Raw genomic sequence first — 16,021 nt, 5'->3', positions numbered from 1 at the left:
TGGAGCCACCGCTCCGTTGCCAGGCCCCGTCCCGTGTCCCTGTTCGACTGGTTCGCCGATCGCCGCAAGGTCAACCCGGTCGTGCGCGCCACCCAGGAGGTCGAAGACGGGGATGGGCTCTGGAGCAAGTGCCCCGAATGCGGACTGGTGGTGTACCGCAAGGATCTGATCGCCAACGCCAGTGTCTGCAGCGGCTGCTCCCACCACCACCGCATCGACAGCGAGGCGCGCATCAGGGTGATCGCCGATGAGGGCAGCTTCAGCCCGATCAACTCCGCGCTGGCCCCCACCGATCCCCTCGCATTCAAGGACCGTCGCAGCTACGCCGACCGCCTGCGCGACACCCAGCAATCCACCGGGCTGCGCGATGCGGTGGTCACCGGCCACTGCCGCCTCGAGGGGCTTCCCCTCTCCCTGGGGGTGATGGACTTCCGCTTCATGGGCGGCTCGATGGGGTCGGTGGTGGGCGAGAAGCTCACCCGTCTGGTCGAGGAGGCCACGGCGCTTCGCCAGCCCCTGATGATCGTCTGCGCCTCCGGCGGGGCCCGGATGCAGGAGGGCATGCTCAGCCTGATGCAGATGGCCAAGATCTCTGGCGCCCTGCAGCGTCACCGCCAGCAGGAGCTCCTCTACATCCCCCTGCTCACCCACCCCACCACCGGTGGCGTGACGGCCAGCTTCGCGATGCTCGGCGACCTGATCCTGGCGGAACCCAAGGCCCTGATCGGCTTCGCCGGCCGCCGGGTGATCGAGCAGACCCTGCGCGAAAAGCTGCCCGAGGGCTTCCAGACCGCCGAATACCTGCAGGAGCACGGCTTCGTTGATCTGATCGTGCCGCGCACCCGCCTGCGCAGCACCCTCGCCAGCCTGCTGCGGCTGCACGGTGTCAGCGCGCCGGTGGCGGCATGAGCGGCCTCCGCCCCCTTCTCCGCACCGCCGTGCTGCTGATCGCGGTGCTGGGGATCACTCTGGGGGCCTGGCCCGGTGGGGCCGCAGCGGGGCCGGTGAACTGGCAGGAGGTGCCAGAGAGCTCGGCCGGCCGCCAGTGGTGGGACACCGGCAGCCTGCGGCTCAGCCGTGATGGGCAGCTCTCGGTGCTCACCCGCTTTCAGCCGGCCTCGGAGGATCGGGGTCAGCTCTATGTGATGGAGCTTGACTGCGATCTGCAGCTCTACCGGGACACCTCCGTGAACGGGCTGCCCCGCTTCGGCGCCGCGTGGCAACCCACCGGCGAGGATGACCTGATCAGGGCCGTTCTCGATCAGGCCTGCACGGCCGGCTCCGAGCTGCTGTCGTCCCGCTGATCCCCGGAGCTGATCCCCTGAACCCCTTGCTGCCATGACCCAACCCCTCCAGGTCGCGGTGGCCGGTCTCGGTTTCGGCGAGAAGGTGCACCTGCCTGCCCTGCGGGGCTGCCCCGGTACGGAGCCGGTGGCTCTCTGGCACCCGAGACAGGAACGCCTGGAGGCCGCCTGCCGTTCCGCTGAGCTTCCGGGCCACAGCACGTTCACGGCATTGCTGGAGGATCCGGCCGTGGAAGCGGTGGTGATCGCCACTCCCCCCGGGCCCCGCTTCGAGCTGGCCCGCGCTGCCCTTGAGGCGGGCAAGCATCTGATGCTGGAGAAACCGGTCGCCCTCCACGTGGAGCAGGTGCGGGAGCTCAGGCGGTTGGCCATCGAGCGGGGCCTGAGCGTGGCGGTGGATTTCGAGTACCGGGCCGTGCCGGTGTTCCAGCAGCTGCAGGCGCTGCTGCGCCAGGGGGTACTGGGTGACACCTGGCTGGTGCGCTTCGACTGGCTGATGAGCAGCCGCGCCGATCCGGGACGAGCCTTCAGCTGGTATTCCCAGCGCTCAGAGGGGGGCGGTGTGCTCGGCTCCCTCGGCACCCATGCCTTCGACACCCTGGAGTGGCTGGTGGGACCCGTGCGTCAGCTGAGTGCCAATCTGTCCACCGCCATTCACTCGCGTCCACTGACAGGCGGCCAGGGCCGCTTCAGCCCCGTGGATGCCGACGATGTGGCCCTGCTGCAACTGGACCTGGAAGCGCCTGGCGGGGCGTCGGTGCCGGCCCAGCTCAGCCTCTCCTCGGTGACCCGCGCCGGGAGGGGCTGCTGGTTGGAGTTCTACGGCAGTGAGGCCACGCTGATCCTGGGAAGCGACAACCAGGCGGACTATGTCCACGGCTTCCATCTCTGGCTCGCCCGCCCGGGGGAGTCCCCCCAGCCTGTGCTGCCCGACCCCGCCCTTGCCTTCGCTCGCACCTGGGCCGACGGCCGCATCGCGCCGGTGGCCCGGTTGCACGGCTGGTGGAGCGAGAGCGTGCGCGAAGGCAGACCGATGCTGCCCGGTCTGGCGGAAGGAGAGCGCAGCCAGCTCTGCTACGACCGGGCCCTTGAGGCCGCCGCCAGTGGCCTGTGCCAGAAGATCCAGAACTGAGACCGGAGCCCGTCGGGGCTGGCCAACAGGGGATCCACTAGACTCGCCCCCATCCTGCGTCAAGGTCCCGACGCCGGTGATCAGGCCTCCCCAGGCCGAACTTGACGCTCCACCCACACACCTCCAGAGGTTTTCCCCATGGCCCTCGTTCCGCTTCGGCTGCTCCTCGACCACGCCGCTGAGAACGGCTATGGCATCCCGGCGTTCAACGTCAACAACCTCGAGCAGGTCCAGTCGATCATGGAGGCGGCGCAGGAAACCGACAGCCCCGTGATCCTGCAGGCCTCCCGCGGTGCCCGCCAGTACGCCGGCGACATTTTCCTGCGCCACCTGATCATCGCGGCCACCGAAACCTATCCCGACATCCCGGTGGTGATGCACCAGGACCACGGCAACAGCCCCGCCACCTGCTTCGGCGCCGCCGCCAACGGCTTCACCTCGGTGATGATGGACGGATCCCTGGAGGCCGACGCCAAGACACCCGCCAGCTACGACTACAACGTGGCCGTCACCAAGGAAGTGGTCGACGTGGCCCATGCCATCGGCGTCAGTGTGGAAGGTGAACTGGGCTGCCTGGGCTCCCTGGAAACCGGCAAGGGTGAGGCCGAGGATGGCCATGGCTTTGACGGCGCCCTCTCCCGAGACCAGCTGCTCACCGATCCCGCCGAAGCCGCTGATTTCGTGGCCAAAACCAAGGTGGACGCCCTGGCGATCGCCATCGGCACCAGCCACGGCGCCTACAAGTTCACCCGCAAACCCACCGGTGAGGTGCTGGCCATCTCCCGGATCGCCGAGATCCACAAAGCCATCCCCAACACCCACCTGGTGATGCATGGCTCCAGCTCGGTTCCCCAGGAATGGCTCGACATGATCAACAAGTTCGGAGGAGCCATTCCCGAAACCTATGGCGTGCCGGTTGAAGAGATCCAGAACGGCATCAAGAACGGCGTGCGCAAGGTGAACATCGACACCGACAACCGCCTGGCCTTCACCGCGGCGGTGCGTGAGGCCGCCTACAAGGATCCTGCCAACTTCGACCCCCGCCACTTCAACAAGCCGGCCAGGGCCTACATGAAGAAGGTCTGCCTCGATCGTTATCAGCAGTTCTGGTGCGCCGGCCAGGCCAGCAAGATCAAGCAGCAGAACATCAACTATTACGCCGCTCTCTACGCCAAGGGTGCTCTCGATCCCAAAACGGCCGTCGCGGCCTGAGCCGGCTGGTCCGATCCACCGATTCCATTGACCCGGGGGGCCATACGGCCCCCTTTTTCATGCTCAGTCCTTCATGCTCAATGTCAGTCCGTGGGTCCCCTGCCATCGCTCGCTGATCAGAGGGCTGCCGGGCCAGAACCGGGATCAGGAGGGTTCGGCTGCTGGCCCGGGGCCAGGGACGGCCAGGGCTTCGGTGGCAGGACTGGAGCGCCGCGGGTCGAGCAGGGCATCGATCGCCTCCGCCAGGGTGGACTCCATGGCGATGCGGGTGCCGTCGCTCACCACCACCCGGGTCAGGGTGGGCAGACCGCCGCGTCGAGCCTTGAGGTAAACCGGCTCCACGTACAGCAGGGCCTCGCCCACCGGCATCACCAGCAGATTGCCCTGCACCACCTCGGCCCCCGAGCGGCTCCAGAGCCCGAACTGCTGGCTGATCCGAGGGTTCTGGTTGATCAGAGCCGTGATCTGCTCCGGACCCAGGATCGGCGTCTGGCTGGGAAAACGCAACTCCTCGAGCTTGCCGTAATTGGGGGCGTCGCTGCGGGCCGCCAGCCAGGCCACCAGGTTGGGTCTGGCCAGGGGGGTCAGCGGCTGCAGCAGCAGAAATTCCGGGGGCAGCTCGGGTCCCAGCTGGCCGCTGATGTGATACGGCTCCATAGGCACCAGCTCCGAGCCGTAGATCTCCTTGGGGATCTGCCACACGTCGTCTCCGCTGTAGAACACCGCCGGATCGGTCACGTGATACCTGAGCAGCTGGGTGGTCTGCAGCTCGAACTGGGGAAGCGGGTAGCGGATGTGGGCCTGGATGGCTGCCGGCATCGCCTCGAGGGGCCGGAAGAGTTCGGGAAACAGCCTTTGCCAGCCTGCGATCAGGGGATCTTCTGGTTCCGCCACGTAGAGGGCCACACGCCCGTCGTAGGCATCCACCACGGCTTTGAGCGAATTGCGCAGGTAGCGCACATCCGAGCGGTCCGGCACCGGCGCGCTGTAGGGGTAGGTGCGGCTGATCGTTAAGCCGTCCACGATCCAGAACTGGTGCTGCCCCGCCTGGAAGGGCCCCGTATCCTCCCCCAGCCGCACAGAGACCAGGTAGGGCTCGGCCTCGAAGGCCACGAAGGGCACCAGCCGCCGCACCCGCTCACGCACCTCACGCCGCAGCAGCAGGCGGGTGTCGGACTTGAGTGCGCCGTTCACCAGCAGCCGAGGTTCCCGCAGGTAGAGCGCTGCCGCCATCCTGGCCGCCGGACTGCGCAGCGGCACACCGGCACTGCCCCTGTAATGGGTGTAGAAATTCTCGTCGCCTTCGGGGAAATTGAACTCCCGCACCTGGGTGGGCGCCAGTGCATAGGGACCGGGAAGGGTGCCGAAGTAGAGGCTGGGCTGGCCCACGGGAATCGCCGCCTTCACCTGCTCGAGACTGATGTCCAGATCGGGGCTGCCACTGATGCGACTGTTGGCGCCCAGGTCGCTGATGAAGAACTCGGGAAGACCGTCGGGGGTGCTGGTGTTCACCGGAGACACCGTGAAGCCCTGGCCATGGGTGAAGACCAGGTGGCGGTTCAACCAGGTGCGAGCAGCGGCCTGCAGCCCGGAACTGTCCACCTCCCTGGCCGTGATCATCACCTGCTGCTGCTGGGGTGGCTCATCCCCGGAAGCGATCGCGTAGCGATCCACCGCGGGCTCAGAGAAGCGGTAGAACACACGCAGTTGCTGCAGCTGACGGTTGGTGGCCAGCAGCGGCTGGCTGTCCCAGAGGCGGATGTTGCGGATCGTCGCCTCGCTCTGCTCAAGATCGACGCGGCTGATGCGGTCGTTGGGATTGACGTTGCGCGTGTTGATGCGATCGAGCTGGAAGGCCGCCCGGGTGGCGTCGATCGAGCGGGCCAGGTAGGGCGTTTCCCTCTCCAGTTCGCGAGGATTCACAACCAGCAGTTGCACCGCCGGCAGCAGCACCGCCTCCAGCAGCAGCACCAGCAGGAGCACCATTCCGCTCCCCACGAAAGTGCGGCTGCGCCAGCCCCGCTGCGGCAGGGGGAACACCAGCAGCAGGCCGGTGATCAGAGCAAGCACGGAGGCGATCGTGCGCAGCGGCAGGGACACATGCACGTCAGCCCAGCCGGCCCCCGGCACACTCCCCAGGCTGCTGAGCAGCAGCTGATGACGGCCGAGCCAGAAACCGCCCGCCACGGCCAGGGCGAACAGACCCCACGGCAGGCGCAGGGCCTGCAGCTGGGCAGCACTGAAGCCGCCGAAGCGGCCGTCGCTGAGCTGGGGGGGACGCGCCATCAGTCCCCAGAGCGCTGCGGCCATGTGGACACAGCCCAGGCTCAGAGCGAGGGTGAGACCGAAGGCCAGGGCGGGGAATCGCACCAGGGCGAAACTCACGTCCGCCCCGAGCATCGGTTCACTCACCCCTGTGTCGGGAGCCATCAGGGCCAGGCACCAGAAGCCCCAGCCCCTGGCCAGAGCCACGGCGGCGAAGGCGCTGGCCAGGGCGGAAAGCAGCCGCGGCGCGCGCTGAGGCGCCCGCAGCAGGACCAGCAGCACTGGAGGGGCCAGCAAGGCCACGGCCGGCCAGGAAAGGTCCGCCAGGGCCACCAGACCATGCAGGCGATGCGGGTCGAAGGGATTGAGAAGGAGTCGCTGGGCCAGCCGCAGCAGCAGCAGCAACGGCAGCATCTGGGCGGCCGCCAGCGCGATCAGCGTCAGCAGATAGGGGAAAGGGGCCAGGGCGAAACGGGATCTCTCGCCCTCTCCGACCACGGGCCTGGCCCACAGCCATCCCACCCAGGACTGCAGTCCCACGCCCAGGGACAGCCCCAGGACGAGTCCCGCGCCCTGCAGCAGCCACCGACGCACGATCACGCTGCCCCAGCCGAACTGAGTGAACCACTCCCACTCCACCCAGGTACGGGCCGTCAGCAGAAGGGTGGTGGCGAGGGTGAGCACCGCCGCAGATACCAGCAACGGCCAGGGAATGCGCCGCAGTTGCCGCAGCATCGGTGGTGTCATTTCAAGGTGACCTTAGGCAGAAAGGCCACGCCAGGCGATTCCTCCACATAACCCGATCTCCGAGGTCGGCTTTTTACTGGACTCTCAGACAGCGCTGTTAGCCTCCATGTTCAACGCAGGGTCCCACCGTGACGGCCACCCTTTCCCGCTCAGCCCTCTCAGGTTCCACCTTCACGGGCCTGCGCTGCAAGGAATGCGGCCACGCCTACGAGGCCGGCGCCCGCCATGTCTGTGAAGACGTCTGCTTCGGGCCGCTCGAGGTCGTCTACGACTACGACGCCATTCGCGCCCGCGTCAGCCGGGCCTCGATCGAGGCCGGCCCCACCTCGATCTGGCGCTACCGCGAATTCCTGCCCATCGAAGGCGACCCAATCGATGTGGGCACCGGTTTCACCCCACTGCTCAAGGCCAACCGGCTGGCCCGCCGCCTGGGACTCAAGAAGCTCTACATCAAGAACGACGGCGTCAACATGCCGACGCTCTCCTTCAAGGACCGGGTGGTGTCGGTGGCACTCACCCGCGCTCGCGAACTCGGCTTCACCACGGTGAGCTGTGCCTCCACCGGTAACCTCGCCAACTCCACCGCCGCCATCGCCGCCCACGCCGGCCTGGAGTGCTGCGTGTTCATCCCCAGTGATCTGGAGATGGGCAAGGTGCTGGGCACGCTGATCTACAACCCCACCCTGATGGCGGTGAAGGGCAACTACGACCAGGTGAACCGCCTCTGCTCCGAGGTGGCCAACACCTACGGCTGGGGCTTCGTGAACATCAATCTGCGCCCCTACTACTCAGAGGGCTCCAAGACCCTCGGCTACGAAGTGATCGAGCAGCTCGGCTGGCAGCTGCCGGATCACATCGTGGCGCCGCTGGCCTCCGGTTCCCTGTTCACCAAGATCCGCAAGGGCTTCGACGAATTCATCAAGGTGGGCCTGGTCGACGAGAAGCCGGTGCGCTTCAGCGGTGCCCAGGCCGAGGGTTGCTCTCCAATCGCCCAGGCCTTCGCCGAGGGCCGCGACTTCATCACCCCGGTGAAGCCCAACACGATCGCCAAGTCGATCGCCATCGGCAACCCAGCCGACGGCCCCTACGCCATCGACATCGCCAACCGCTCCAAGGGCTCGATCTCCGCCGTGAGCGACCAGGAGATCATCGACGGCATCAAGCTGCTGGCCGAAACCGAGGGCGTGTTCACCGAAACCGCCGGGGGCACCACCATCGCGGTGCTCAAGAAGCTGGTGGAGCAGGGCAAGATCGACTCCGGCGAAACCACCGTGGCCTACATCACCGGCAACGGCCTCAAGACCACCGAAGCCGTGGCCTCCTCCGTGGGCGAACCGCTCACGATCGAGCCCCAGCTCGCCAGCTTCAATGCCGCCTGGGAGCGGGCCCAGTCACTGCATCGTGCCAGCTGGGAACCGATCGGGGTCTGAAGAGTCACCTGGGCTCCGCTCCCGACCACCTTCCTTACTTTGCGGCTGCCGCCGCACTCCCCATCCGCCATGGCAATTCAGGTCCTGATCCCCACCCCCCTGCAGAAATTCACCGCGGATCAATCCAGCGTTGAACTCGAGGCCACCAGCGTCGACGGGCTGCTCCAGGCCCTGGAAGGCCGCTTCCCCGGCATCCTCGCCAGGCTCACCGACGAGAGCGGCAAGCTGCGGCGCTTCCTGAACGTGTACGTGAACAGCGAGGACATCCGATTCCTCGACAACCAGGCCACAGCCCTGGCCGACGGCGATGAGGTGAGCATCGTGCCCGCCGTGGCCGGCGGCTGATTCTGCAAGCCCACAACCGGAGGGTTGGCCTCCATAGGCTCTCCTCCACCATCCACAGCTGGATTCATGACCCAGGCTCCTGAAGCTCCTGTGGCCCTCCGGCCTGATGAAAGCGCTGTCCTGTCGATGGCGCCTGCAGGCAAGGCCCAGCTGTTCGACTACCGCCAGGCGGCCAATCCCGTTCGGCGTGGACTGACCGAACCGATACCGGAAGGTCGCTGGGGACCCGAGCTGCACGCCAGCGGCCCCAGTGCGATCCTTCCTCTTGATCTCAGCCGTGAGCTTGGCTGTCAGGGTCCGGCCACCAGCCCGGCCCTGAGCGCCAGCTTCATCCGCATCCTGGCCGGGGAGTCGGTCGCCGCCGGTGCCAATGCCACCAGCTTTCTGTTTTATGTCTGGCGCGGCGCCGGACGCTGCCGGAGGCCGGCGGGCGCTCTGGGTGGAGGGATCGATCAGGCCTGGAGCCAGGGGGATCTGTTCGTGCTCCCCTGCGGCGAGGCCGCCCAGCTCGAAGCCTGTGAAGAGAGCGTTCTCTACTGGGTCCACGACGCGCCGCTGCTCAGCCACCTGGGGGTCAGCCCCGATCGTGCCCGTTTCGAGGCCACCCACTACCCCGGCGAATGGCTGCGCCGGGAGTTGGCCGCCCTGGCCGCGGATCCCAGCAGCGCCCGCAGCAACCGACTCAGCCTGCTGCTGGCCAACAGCGATCTTCCCGACAGCCGCACCGTGACCCACACCCTCTGGGCGATGTACGGGCTGGTGCCAGCGGGAGCCGTGCAGCCCCCCCACCGTCACCAGTCGGTGGCTCTGGATCTGGTGATCGCCTGCGCACCGGGCTGCGCCACCCTCTCGGGGCCAGAGCTCAATCCCGACGGTACGATCCGCAACCCCGTGCGGATGGAGTGGGAGCCGGGTGCCGCGTTCGTTACACCGCCGGGCCACTGGCACGGCCATGTGAACGAAAGCGGTGAGGATGCCTTGCTGCTGCCGATCCAGGACGCCGCCCTGCACACCTACCTGCGCAGCCTCGACATCCGCTTCACCTGATCAGGCGTGGCCCGCCACGGGCAGGGCCGCTGTGGCGGAGCCGGACTCGGCGCGAAGCGCTCCGGTGGATTCGAAGCGATCCACGATCGCCCGGAAGGCATCGCCTCCCAGGGTTTCCTGCTCGATCAACTGGTCGACCAGCTCATCCATCAGGACACGCCTGGGCCGAAGCAGGGCCAGAGCCTGCTCGAGCGCCTGCTCCGCAAGTTGCCGCACCTGAAGATCGATCTGACGGCCGGTGGATTCGGCGTAGCTGGGGCGGGTGTGGATCAGATCGCGGCCCAGGAACACCTCACCGCCATCTCCCTCAAGGGAGACGGGACCCAGGGTGGAGAAGCCGTAGCGGGTGACCATCTCACGACTGATGCGGGTGGCCATCTGCAGATCCCCCGAGGCCCCCTGGGTGATCTCACTGGGACCGAAGACCACCAGCTCGGCGGCACGACCGCCCATGACCACCACAAGCCGGGCCTGAAGGTAGGCCTTGCTGATCAGTCCTGAATCGAGGATCTCCTCATCCGGCATCGTGCGGGCAAAACCGCCGACCCCACCGGAACGGGGCAGGAGGGTCACCTTGTCGAGCCTGTCGGCATGGGGAACCAGACAGCTGAGCAGGGCGTGGCCGACCTCGTGATACGCGATCAGCCGTTTCTTGGCGCTGTCCTGCAGGGGCGCCACCGCCAGGCCCATGGTGATGCGCTCAAGGGCATCACTGAGCGACTGATCATCGATGCTGCTGCGATGGCGACGGGCGGTGAGGATGGCTCCCTCGTTGAGAAGATTGGCCAGGTCGGCACCGGAGAAGCCAGGCGTGCGCGCCGCCCAGCTGCTCAGCGACACGGAAGGATCGAGGGGGCGGCTGCGGGCATGCACCGCCAGGATGGCTTCGCGGCCACGTCGGTCGGGAAGATCCACCTGGATCTGACGGTCGAAGCGCCCCGGCCGGGTGAGGGCCACATCCAGCACATCGGGACGGTTGGTGGCCGCAATCAGGATGACCCCCGAATTCTGCTCGAATCCATCCATTTCGGTGAGCAGCTGGTTGAGGGTCTGCTCCCTCTCGTCGTTGCCACCACCGATGCCGGCGCCCCGCTGGCGCCCCACCGCATCCACCTCGTCAATGAAGATGATGCAGGGGGCCTTCTCCTTGGCCCGCTTGAACAGATCACGCACCCGGCTGGCGCCCACCCCCACAAACAATTCCACGAACTCCGAGGCCGCCATCGAGAAGAAGGGCACCCCCGCCTCTCCGGCGATCGCCTTGGCCAGCAGAGTCTTGCCGGTGCCCGGGGGGCCCACCAGCAGCACTCCCCTGGGGATCTTGGCTCCAAGAGCGGTGAAACGCTCCGGTTGACGCAGAAAGCTGACCACCTCCTGCAGTTCGGCCTTGGCCTCATTGATGCCGGCCACATCCTCGAAACGCACACTGACCGAGCCCTCCGGCTGCAGGCGGGGCTGGCTGCGGCCGAAGCCCATGGCCTTGTTGGCCACCTGGGAGGAGCGGCGCAGCAGCAGGGTGAGACCACCCAGCAGCAGCACCACCAGCAGCACGTTCACCAGCAGCCCCGCGGCGGCCTCGTCCTGGCGGTCATCGCGAACGGTGAGCGGAACGCTGCTCTGCTCGGCTGTGCGCAGTAGCAGCGAATCGTTGGCGAAGACGGGCACCCGGGTGCTGCGGCCGTCCTTGAACTCCACCTGAACCTCCCGCTGCCTGGGGGAGAGTTCCAGCTCCTTGACCGTGCCTCCGCGGATCAGGGAGAGGAGTTCGCTGTAAGTCGGCGGGGGGTCGGAGGGGCGCACCAGTCGGCGCAGCAATCCTCCCTCCCCGGTCGGGGTCGGGGAGTCGGAGGCCTCCGGCTGGGACGGTGCTGCGGCCAGGACAGCAGGATCACCCTCCGGCCAGAGAGGGAGCACCGGACGCGGGCTGCTCACAGGGTTCTGCTTCTGGGTGGAGCTTAGCGATTTGACGAAAGGCCTCACGAAGGCGGAAGATCTTTGTTTGGCTGATCGCTCGGGATGGCTGTTCCCAAGAAGAAAACCTCCAAAGGCAAGCGCAACCAGCGCCATGCCCATTGGAAGGCCAAGGCGGCGGTCGCTGCCCGCAAGGCGATGTCGCTCGGCAAGGCTGTGTTGAGTGGCCGGGCCCAGGGCTTCGTGTATCCGATCGACGAATCCGACGACGACGCCGAGAGCTGAGCACCGCTCTGTTCAGCAGACCGGATCAGTGGCAACGGCCCAGTGCAGATCCCCTTCAGCGTCTGAGGATCACCCTTCGTCAGCCGGCCCGCTCCAGACACAGCGGCGCCGGCCATCCAGTCTGATCAGGGCGTCGGCGGAGAAAGCCCCGCCCGAGCCGGTCGCCAGCACCTCCTGATAGAGCTCCGGGGGAAGCGAGGCCAGGCTGGCCCGCACGATCGCCGCCACCTCTCCGGCCTGAAGAGCCTGTCCTGTGGAGCGGCGCTGATGGGCCTCCGCCTGCAGGCGCCAGCGCAGGGGAAGGCCCCAGCGGCTGGGCCTGAGCAACCAGAGCCCATCGAGCTGCTCCCAGAGGGCCTTGTAAGCCTGCAACTCCCGGTCCCAGTGGGGCAACCAGGCCAGCTCAGCGGCACTCAGGCTGCTGGCCCACGCCGAGGCGGGCCGGGCGATCAACCGCGAGAGGACCGTCTCCCCCAGGGCACGGCAACCCACCAGCCAGCCCTCCAGCACAAGCACATCGACGGCCTCGTAGCGGCGCCAGCCGGCCCGATCCCCTTCGCCCCCCCGCAGACGCTTGTCGAAGCGGGGCAGCTGCAACGGCTCTCCCGAGCGCCAGCGCCTCAGGCACTCCAGCAACAGGGCCACGTCGTGGCTGCCGGGCGGAACCCGGCTCACCCCGAAGGGATTGCCAGCCAGCCGCTCGAGCCTCTGCTCCCAGGGCAGGTAGGCGTCATCGATCGACGCCACAGCCAGGCGCAGGCCCCGGCGTGGGGCAAGCCGCTCAAGCTGCCGCCCCAAAGTGGTCTTTCCCGCTCCCACAGGCCCGTTCAGCCCGATCAGCAGGGGGCGCGTGCCAGGGGCGCTGGCCAGCTTCGAGGCGCAACAGCTCAGCAAAGGGAGGGTGAGACCCCAGAGCAGGCTCGGGTGCGGCGGGACCTGCTCGGAGCCGACACACTGCCGCCATTCCCGCTCCCAGGCCAGGGGGTCAGCCACACCGCAGCGAATCAGCAAGCGGTGGTGAGGCCCCGCCGGGAGGTGCCCAGGCGTGGGGGGTGGCATCACGAGCCGAGCTTGAATCCTTCCAGCACCACGGCGTAGACCACCCCGATGCGCAGGTTGTCGCAGAGCATCCAGCCCAGGGAGGGCTCCCCTCGCACCCAGTGACTGCGCAGGCGAACCAACAGCTCCACCAGCACCACCAGCAGCAGCACCACCAGGGGGCGTGGCCCGACCAGGTAAGTCACGAAAGCGGTGACATTGTTGCCGGCAAACAGGCCGAGCAGCAGGGCGAGCAGAGACAGGCTGCGGTGGCGCCAACTGCCGCGCCATCCCGACCAGGCCGTGCGGGCGCCGCTCTCGAGGGCCTGCTCAAGCCGGGTGGATTGCACGGGCAACGGGCTCATGGCGCTGGCAGCAACTGCTCCAGGTAGGAGAGCGTGATCAGGCCGCGGGCACAAGCGGGGCCGTGCCGCACACCCACCGGGGCACCGGCCTCACCCAGGCCGTCCACCACACCGGAGGCCGCGGCATAGGCAGCAGGCGGCTCCTGAGAGGTGGCGGCACTGGGAGTCACCAGACAGGGCAGACCGGCCGCCGTGGCGGCCGCCAGCCCCGCCGGAGAATCCTCCAGCGCCACGGCCTGGGATGGGTTCAGCTTCAGGCGCTGCAGGGCCAGGTGGTAGGCCTCGGGGTCAGGCTTCTTGGCGCGCACATCCTCCCCGCAGATCCTGGGCGTCAGCAACTGGCTCCGGTCTCTGAGCTGGTTCTCCAGCAGGGCGGCCACCGCCTCCCGACCACTGGTGGTCACGATCGCCTGCCGAAGCCCGGCCGCCGCCGCCGCCTCGATCAGACGCCTCACTCCAGAGCGCAGGCGCACCTCGCCAGCCTCCACAAGGGCGCGGTAGTGCCCCTGCTTGGCGTTATGCAGGGACTCGAGCAGCTCTGGGGCCGGCGCAGCTGCGCCTTGGCGGGAGAGAAACCAGTGCAGGCGCTCACGCCCACCGCTGATGGCCAGCAGCTTGATGTAGGTGCCCCGGTCCCAGTGCCAGGGAAGGCCATGCTGCTCAAAGGCTCGGTTGAAGGCGACCCGGTGGCCGTCAAGTTCGGTTTCGGCCAGGGTGCCGTCCACGTCCCAGAGCAGGGCGCGCAGGGAACCCTGGACAGCATCAGCAACCATCACACCAGGCTAGGGGCTGGTTGTGAGGGTTCAGCAGCAGCCGGCTCAACCGCGGCAACCCGATCAGAATGATCCCGCACGCCTGAGGTTCCCCTGCCCTTCGACCCACCTGAGCAACGCTGGCAACTGCCCTCGCCCCTTCCGGCGTTGCCGGACGGGGCCACAGCCAGGGGAATGGCCGCCCTGGGCCTGCCGCCCGAGCTGCTGGCCGTGCTGCGCCGGCGGGGCTACGACAGCCCCGAGGCGATCACGGAACTGCTGGAGCCCAGCGCCGCACCCGATCCCCGGCAGCATTTCGCCGACCTCGAGCTGGCGGTGGAGCGCCTGGTGCGGGCCTGCGCCCAGGCCGAGCCCCTGGCGATCTGTGGCGACTATGACGCCGACGGCATGACCAGCACCGCCCTGCTGGTGGGGATTCTGGCTCGGCTGGGGGCACGGCCGAGGGCCGCCATCCCCAGCCGCCAGGACGAGGGCTATGGCCTCAACGCCGCGATGGTGGACCGCCTGGCCGGCGAGGGGGTGCGGCTGCTGGTGACGGTGGACAACGGCATCGCCGCCCGGGAGGCCCTGGATCGGGCCCGGCAGCTGGGCGTGGAGGTGATCCTCACCGACCACCACAGCCTGCCTGCTGAATCCCCGCCCTACCTGGCGCTGCTGCATCCCGCCTGCACGCCCGAGGGTTCCCCCTACCGCGGCCTGGCGGGGGTAGGACTGGCCTATCTGCTGGCGATGGTGCTGTCCACGGAACTGGGCCGAGCCGATGCCACCGCCATGGCGCTGGACCTGTTCTGCATCGGCACGGTGGCCGACATGGCCCCCCTGCTGGGGGTGAACCGGCGCTGGCTGCGCGATGGCCTCAGGCGCCTGCATGCTTCACCCCTGCCCGGGCTGCAGGCCCTCCAGCGACTGGCGGGCCTGGGGGAGGTGCCCCTCGATGCCACAGCGGTGGCGTTCAAGCTGGCGCCGCGCATCAACGCCGTGGGGCGGCTTGGGGATCCGGCCCTGGTGGTGGATCTGCTCACCACAGAGGACCAGGACCGTGCCCTGGCCCTGGCCCAGGAGTGCGAGGCCCTCAACCGCCAGCGGCGCGAGCTCTGCGAGGCGATCGAGGCGGAGGCGGTGGCGCTGGTGGAGGCCGATGGCCCCGAGCCCACCCCCTTTCTGCTGCTCGCCCAGACCCACTGGCATCACGGGGTGATCGGCATCGTCGCGGCCAGGCTGGTGGAGCGTTACGGCTTGCCGGTGGCACTGCTCGCCGGGGAAGGGGGCGGCCGGTTGCGGGCGTCGGTACGGGCGCCCAGGGGCTTCGCGGTCGATCGGGCCCTGGCCCACTGCGGCGCTCTGCTGGAGCGCCACGGCGGCCATCCCGCCGCCGGCGGCTTCACCGTGAAGGCCGAGCGGCTGGCGGATCTGCATGAGCAGCTCAACCAGCTGGCAGCCAGCTGGCTGGGGGACCGGGGCAGCGGCTCGCCGGTGGAACCGGAAGCCTGCCTGGCCCTCAGCCGGATCACCCGCGGCTTCTGGCGCGACCTGCAACGACTGGAGCCCCTGGGGGCGGGGCTGCCGGCGCCGGTGTTCTGGAGCAATGGTTGCCGGGTGGTGAGCCAGCGGCTGCTGCGCGGCGGGCACCTTCAGCTGGAGCTGGAGCAGCAGGGCAGCCGCCTGCGGGCGATGGCCTGGCGCTGGCAGGGGGAGGGCACGGCTCCCGAGCTGGTGGATGTGGCCTATCGCCTGCGCAGCGACAGCTGGCAGGGGCAGGAACGGTTGCAACTGGAGCTGGTGGGGCTGCGTTGCAGCGGCAGCGGGGATGTGCTGCTCAAGCGGCGGCAGCGCTCCTACTGGTGCCGCCGTCAGGGTGATGGCGTCCTGATCCGCAACGAGGAAGGCCGGGAGCTCCACGTGGAACTCCCGGCTGTGGATCAGCCGACCTACCTGCGCACACTGATCGAAGAGGCCGCCCTGGCTCTTGGCCTTCAGGCCTGAGCGGTTGATCAAGATCAACCGCCCGGTTCAGATCCCCAGGCGGATCAGAGAGCCCCGCGCTTGTAGAAGAGGATGAAGATCACGGCCGGACCCGCCAGGGTGACCAGGGCCAGCGCCAGAAAGTTGGCGATCAGATGGAAATCGATTCCCATGGATGCGGCGCTCGGATGTAAGGCGTTCCGGG

The 16,021-nt window shown here is 68.1% G+C and carries 15 protein-coding genes; 9 read left to right on the top strand and 6 right to left on the bottom strand.

Annotated features, from left to right (window positions below; genetic code table 11):
- The first annotated feature begins 33 nt into the window (after positions 1–33).
- The 4 genes from accD (at position 34) to fba (ending at position 3,648) form a co-directional block, all read left to right on the top strand.
- A complete protein-coding gene (gene accD, locus FPZ61_RS07615; protein ID WP_185465519.1) occupies positions 34–909 on the top strand; it encodes an acetyl-CoA carboxylase, carboxyltransferase subunit beta in 876 nt (291 codons plus the stop codon).
- The gene (locus FPZ61_RS07610; RefSeq protein ID WP_185465518.1) at positions 906–1,304 is read left to right on the top strand and encodes a hypothetical protein; all 399 of its coding nucleotides are present in this window, start codon (positions 906–908) and stop codon (positions 1,302–1,304) included. The genes accD and FPZ61_RS07610 overlap by 4 nt, the downstream gene beginning before the upstream one ends.
- A gap of 34 nt (positions 1,305–1,338) precedes the next feature.
- On the top strand, positions 1,339–2,436 hold the full coding sequence (locus FPZ61_RS07605; protein WP_185465517.1) for a Gfo/Idh/MocA family protein: 1,098 nt from the start codon (positions 1,339–1,341) through the stop codon (positions 2,434–2,436).
- A 138-nt stretch (positions 2,437–2,574) separates the two neighbouring features.
- Entirely contained in the window at positions 2,575–3,648 is a 1,074-nt protein-coding gene (gene fba / locus FPZ61_RS07600) for a class II fructose-bisphosphate aldolase (RefSeq protein ID WP_185465516.1), read from the top strand.
- 144 nt (positions 3,649–3,792) lie between these two features.
- On the opposite strand, the gene FPZ61_RS07595 is transcribed toward fba, so the two are convergent.
- On the bottom strand, positions 3,793–6,660 hold the full coding sequence (locus FPZ61_RS07595) for a UPF0182 family protein (RefSeq protein WP_255441455.1): 2,868 nt from the start codon (positions 6,658–6,660) through the stop codon (positions 3,793–3,795).
- Between the two features lie 128 nt (positions 6,661–6,788).
- On the opposite strand from FPZ61_RS07595, the gene thrC reads away from it, so the two are divergent.
- The 3 genes from thrC (at position 6,789) to FPZ61_RS07580 (ending at position 9,482) form a co-directional block, all read left to right on the top strand.
- Positions 6,789–8,090: a threonine synthase gene (gene thrC / locus FPZ61_RS07590; RefSeq protein ID WP_185465515.1), complete on the top strand. Its 1,302-nt coding sequence runs from the start codon at positions 6,789–6,791 to the stop codon at positions 8,088–8,090.
- A gap of 69 nt (positions 8,091–8,159) precedes the next feature.
- Positions 8,160–8,435 carry a MoaD/ThiS family protein gene (locus FPZ61_RS07585; RefSeq protein ID WP_185465514.1) on the top strand — a complete coding sequence of 92 codons (276 nt, stop codon included), beginning with the start codon at positions 8,160–8,162 and terminating at the stop codon, positions 8,433–8,435.
- A 66-nt stretch (positions 8,436–8,501) separates the two neighbouring features.
- Positions 8,502–9,482 (top strand): cupin, encoded by a 981-nt coding sequence (locus FPZ61_RS07580; protein WP_221629854.1) that lies wholly within the window; start codon positions 8,502–8,504, stop codon positions 9,480–9,482.
- Here the strand turns inward: FPZ61_RS07580 and ftsH are convergent, their stop codons facing one another.
- Positions 9,483–11,297, bottom strand: coding sequence for an ATP-dependent zinc metalloprotease FtsH (ftsH, locus tag FPZ61_RS07575; protein WP_185474793.1), 1,815 nt, complete (start codon positions 11,295–11,297; stop codon positions 9,483–9,485).
- Between the two features lie 201 nt (positions 11,298–11,498).
- On the opposite strand from ftsH, the gene rpmF reads away from it, so the two are divergent.
- Positions 11,499–11,678, top strand: a complete 180-nt coding sequence (rpmF, locus tag FPZ61_RS07570; RefSeq protein WP_185465513.1) for a 50S ribosomal protein L32 — start codon at positions 11,499–11,501, stop codon at positions 11,676–11,678.
- Positions 11,679–11,747: 69 nt separating this feature from the next.
- Here the strand turns inward: rpmF and FPZ61_RS07565 are convergent, their stop codons facing one another.
- The 3 genes from FPZ61_RS07565 to FPZ61_RS07555 all read right to left on the bottom strand — a co-directional run bounded on the left by FPZ61_RS07565 (position 11,748) and on the right by FPZ61_RS07555 (position 13,854).
- Entirely contained in the window at positions 11,748–12,671 is a 924-nt protein-coding gene (locus tag FPZ61_RS07565; RefSeq protein ID WP_185465512.1) for a phosphoribulokinase, read from the bottom strand.
- A 65-nt stretch (positions 12,672–12,736) separates the two neighbouring features.
- The gene (locus FPZ61_RS07560) at positions 12,737–13,081 is read right to left on the bottom strand and encodes a DUF565 domain-containing protein (RefSeq protein WP_185465511.1); all 345 of its coding nucleotides are present in this window, start codon (positions 13,079–13,081) and stop codon (positions 12,737–12,739) included.
- Entirely contained in the window at positions 13,078–13,854 is a 777-nt protein-coding gene (locus FPZ61_RS07555) for an HAD-IA family hydrolase (protein WP_185465510.1), read from the bottom strand. Before FPZ61_RS07555 ends, FPZ61_RS07560 begins: the two co-directional genes overlap by 4 nt.
- Before the next feature lie 174 nt (positions 13,855–14,028).
- On the opposite strand from FPZ61_RS07555, the gene recJ reads away from it, so the two are divergent.
- On the top strand, positions 14,029–15,837 hold the full coding sequence (gene recJ, locus FPZ61_RS07550; protein WP_185465571.1) for a single-stranded-DNA-specific exonuclease RecJ: 1,809 nt from the start codon (positions 14,029–14,031) through the stop codon (positions 15,835–15,837).
- Between the two features lie 44 nt (positions 15,838–15,881).
- On the opposite strand, the gene psb30 is transcribed toward recJ, so the two are convergent.
- Positions 15,882–15,989 carry a photosystem II reaction center protein Ycf12/Psb30 gene (gene psb30, locus FPZ61_RS07545; protein ID WP_185465509.1) on the bottom strand — a complete coding sequence of 36 codons (108 nt, stop codon included), beginning with the start codon at positions 15,987–15,989 and terminating at the stop codon, positions 15,882–15,884.
- Positions 15,990–16,021: the final 32 nt, after the last annotated feature.

Origin of the sequence: Synechococcus sp. BSA11S, from assembly GCF_014224355.1 — a bacterium.
Classification (GTDB): Bacteria; Cyanobacteriota; Cyanobacteriia; order PCC-6307; family Cyanobiaceae; genus Regnicoccus_A.
The sequence above is the reverse complement of the archived record's forward strand: the minus strand, read 5'-3'. Positions and strand labels throughout refer to the sequence as shown.

Bases quoted from the DNA above. Each gene is read 5' to 3' on its own strand.
- FPZ61_RS07560 (WP_185465511.1), bottom strand. From the start codon at position 13,081: ATGAGCCCGTTGCCCGTGCAATCCACCCGGCTTGAGCAGGCCCTCGAG.
- rpmF (WP_185465513.1), top strand. From the start codon at position 11,499: ATGGCTGTTCCCAAGAAGAAAACCTCCAAAGGCAAGCGCAACCAGCGC.
- FPZ61_RS07585 (WP_185465514.1), top strand. From the start codon at position 8,160: ATGGCAATTCAGGTCCTGATCCCCACCCCCCTGCAGAAATTCACCGCG.
- psb30 (WP_185465509.1), bottom strand. From the start codon at position 15,989: ATGGGAATCGATTTCCATCTGATCGCCAACTTTCTGGCGCTGGCCCTG.
- recJ (WP_185465571.1), top strand. From the start codon at position 14,029: ATGGCCGCCCTGGGCCTGCCGCCCGAGCTGCTGGCCGTGCTGCGCCGG.
- FPZ61_RS07595 (WP_255441455.1), bottom strand. From the start codon at position 6,660: ATGACACCACCGATGCTGCGGCAACTGCGGCGCATTCCCTGGCCGTTG.
- FPZ61_RS07555 (WP_185465510.1), bottom strand. From the start codon at position 13,854: ATGGTTGCTGATGCTGTCCAGGGTTCCCTGCGCGCCCTGCTCTGGGAC.
- FPZ61_RS07580 (WP_221629854.1), top strand. From the start codon at position 8,502: ATGACCCAGGCTCCTGAAGCTCCTGTGGCCCTCCGGCCTGATGAAAGC.
- FPZ61_RS07610 (WP_185465518.1), top strand. From the start codon at position 906: ATGAGCGGCCTCCGCCCCCTTCTCCGCACCGCCGTGCTGCTGATCGCG.
- FPZ61_RS07605 (WP_185465517.1), top strand. From the start codon at position 1,339: ATGACCCAACCCCTCCAGGTCGCGGTGGCCGGTCTCGGTTTCGGCGAG.
- fba (WP_185465516.1), top strand. From the start codon at position 2,575: ATGGCCCTCGTTCCGCTTCGGCTGCTCCTCGACCACGCCGCTGAGAAC.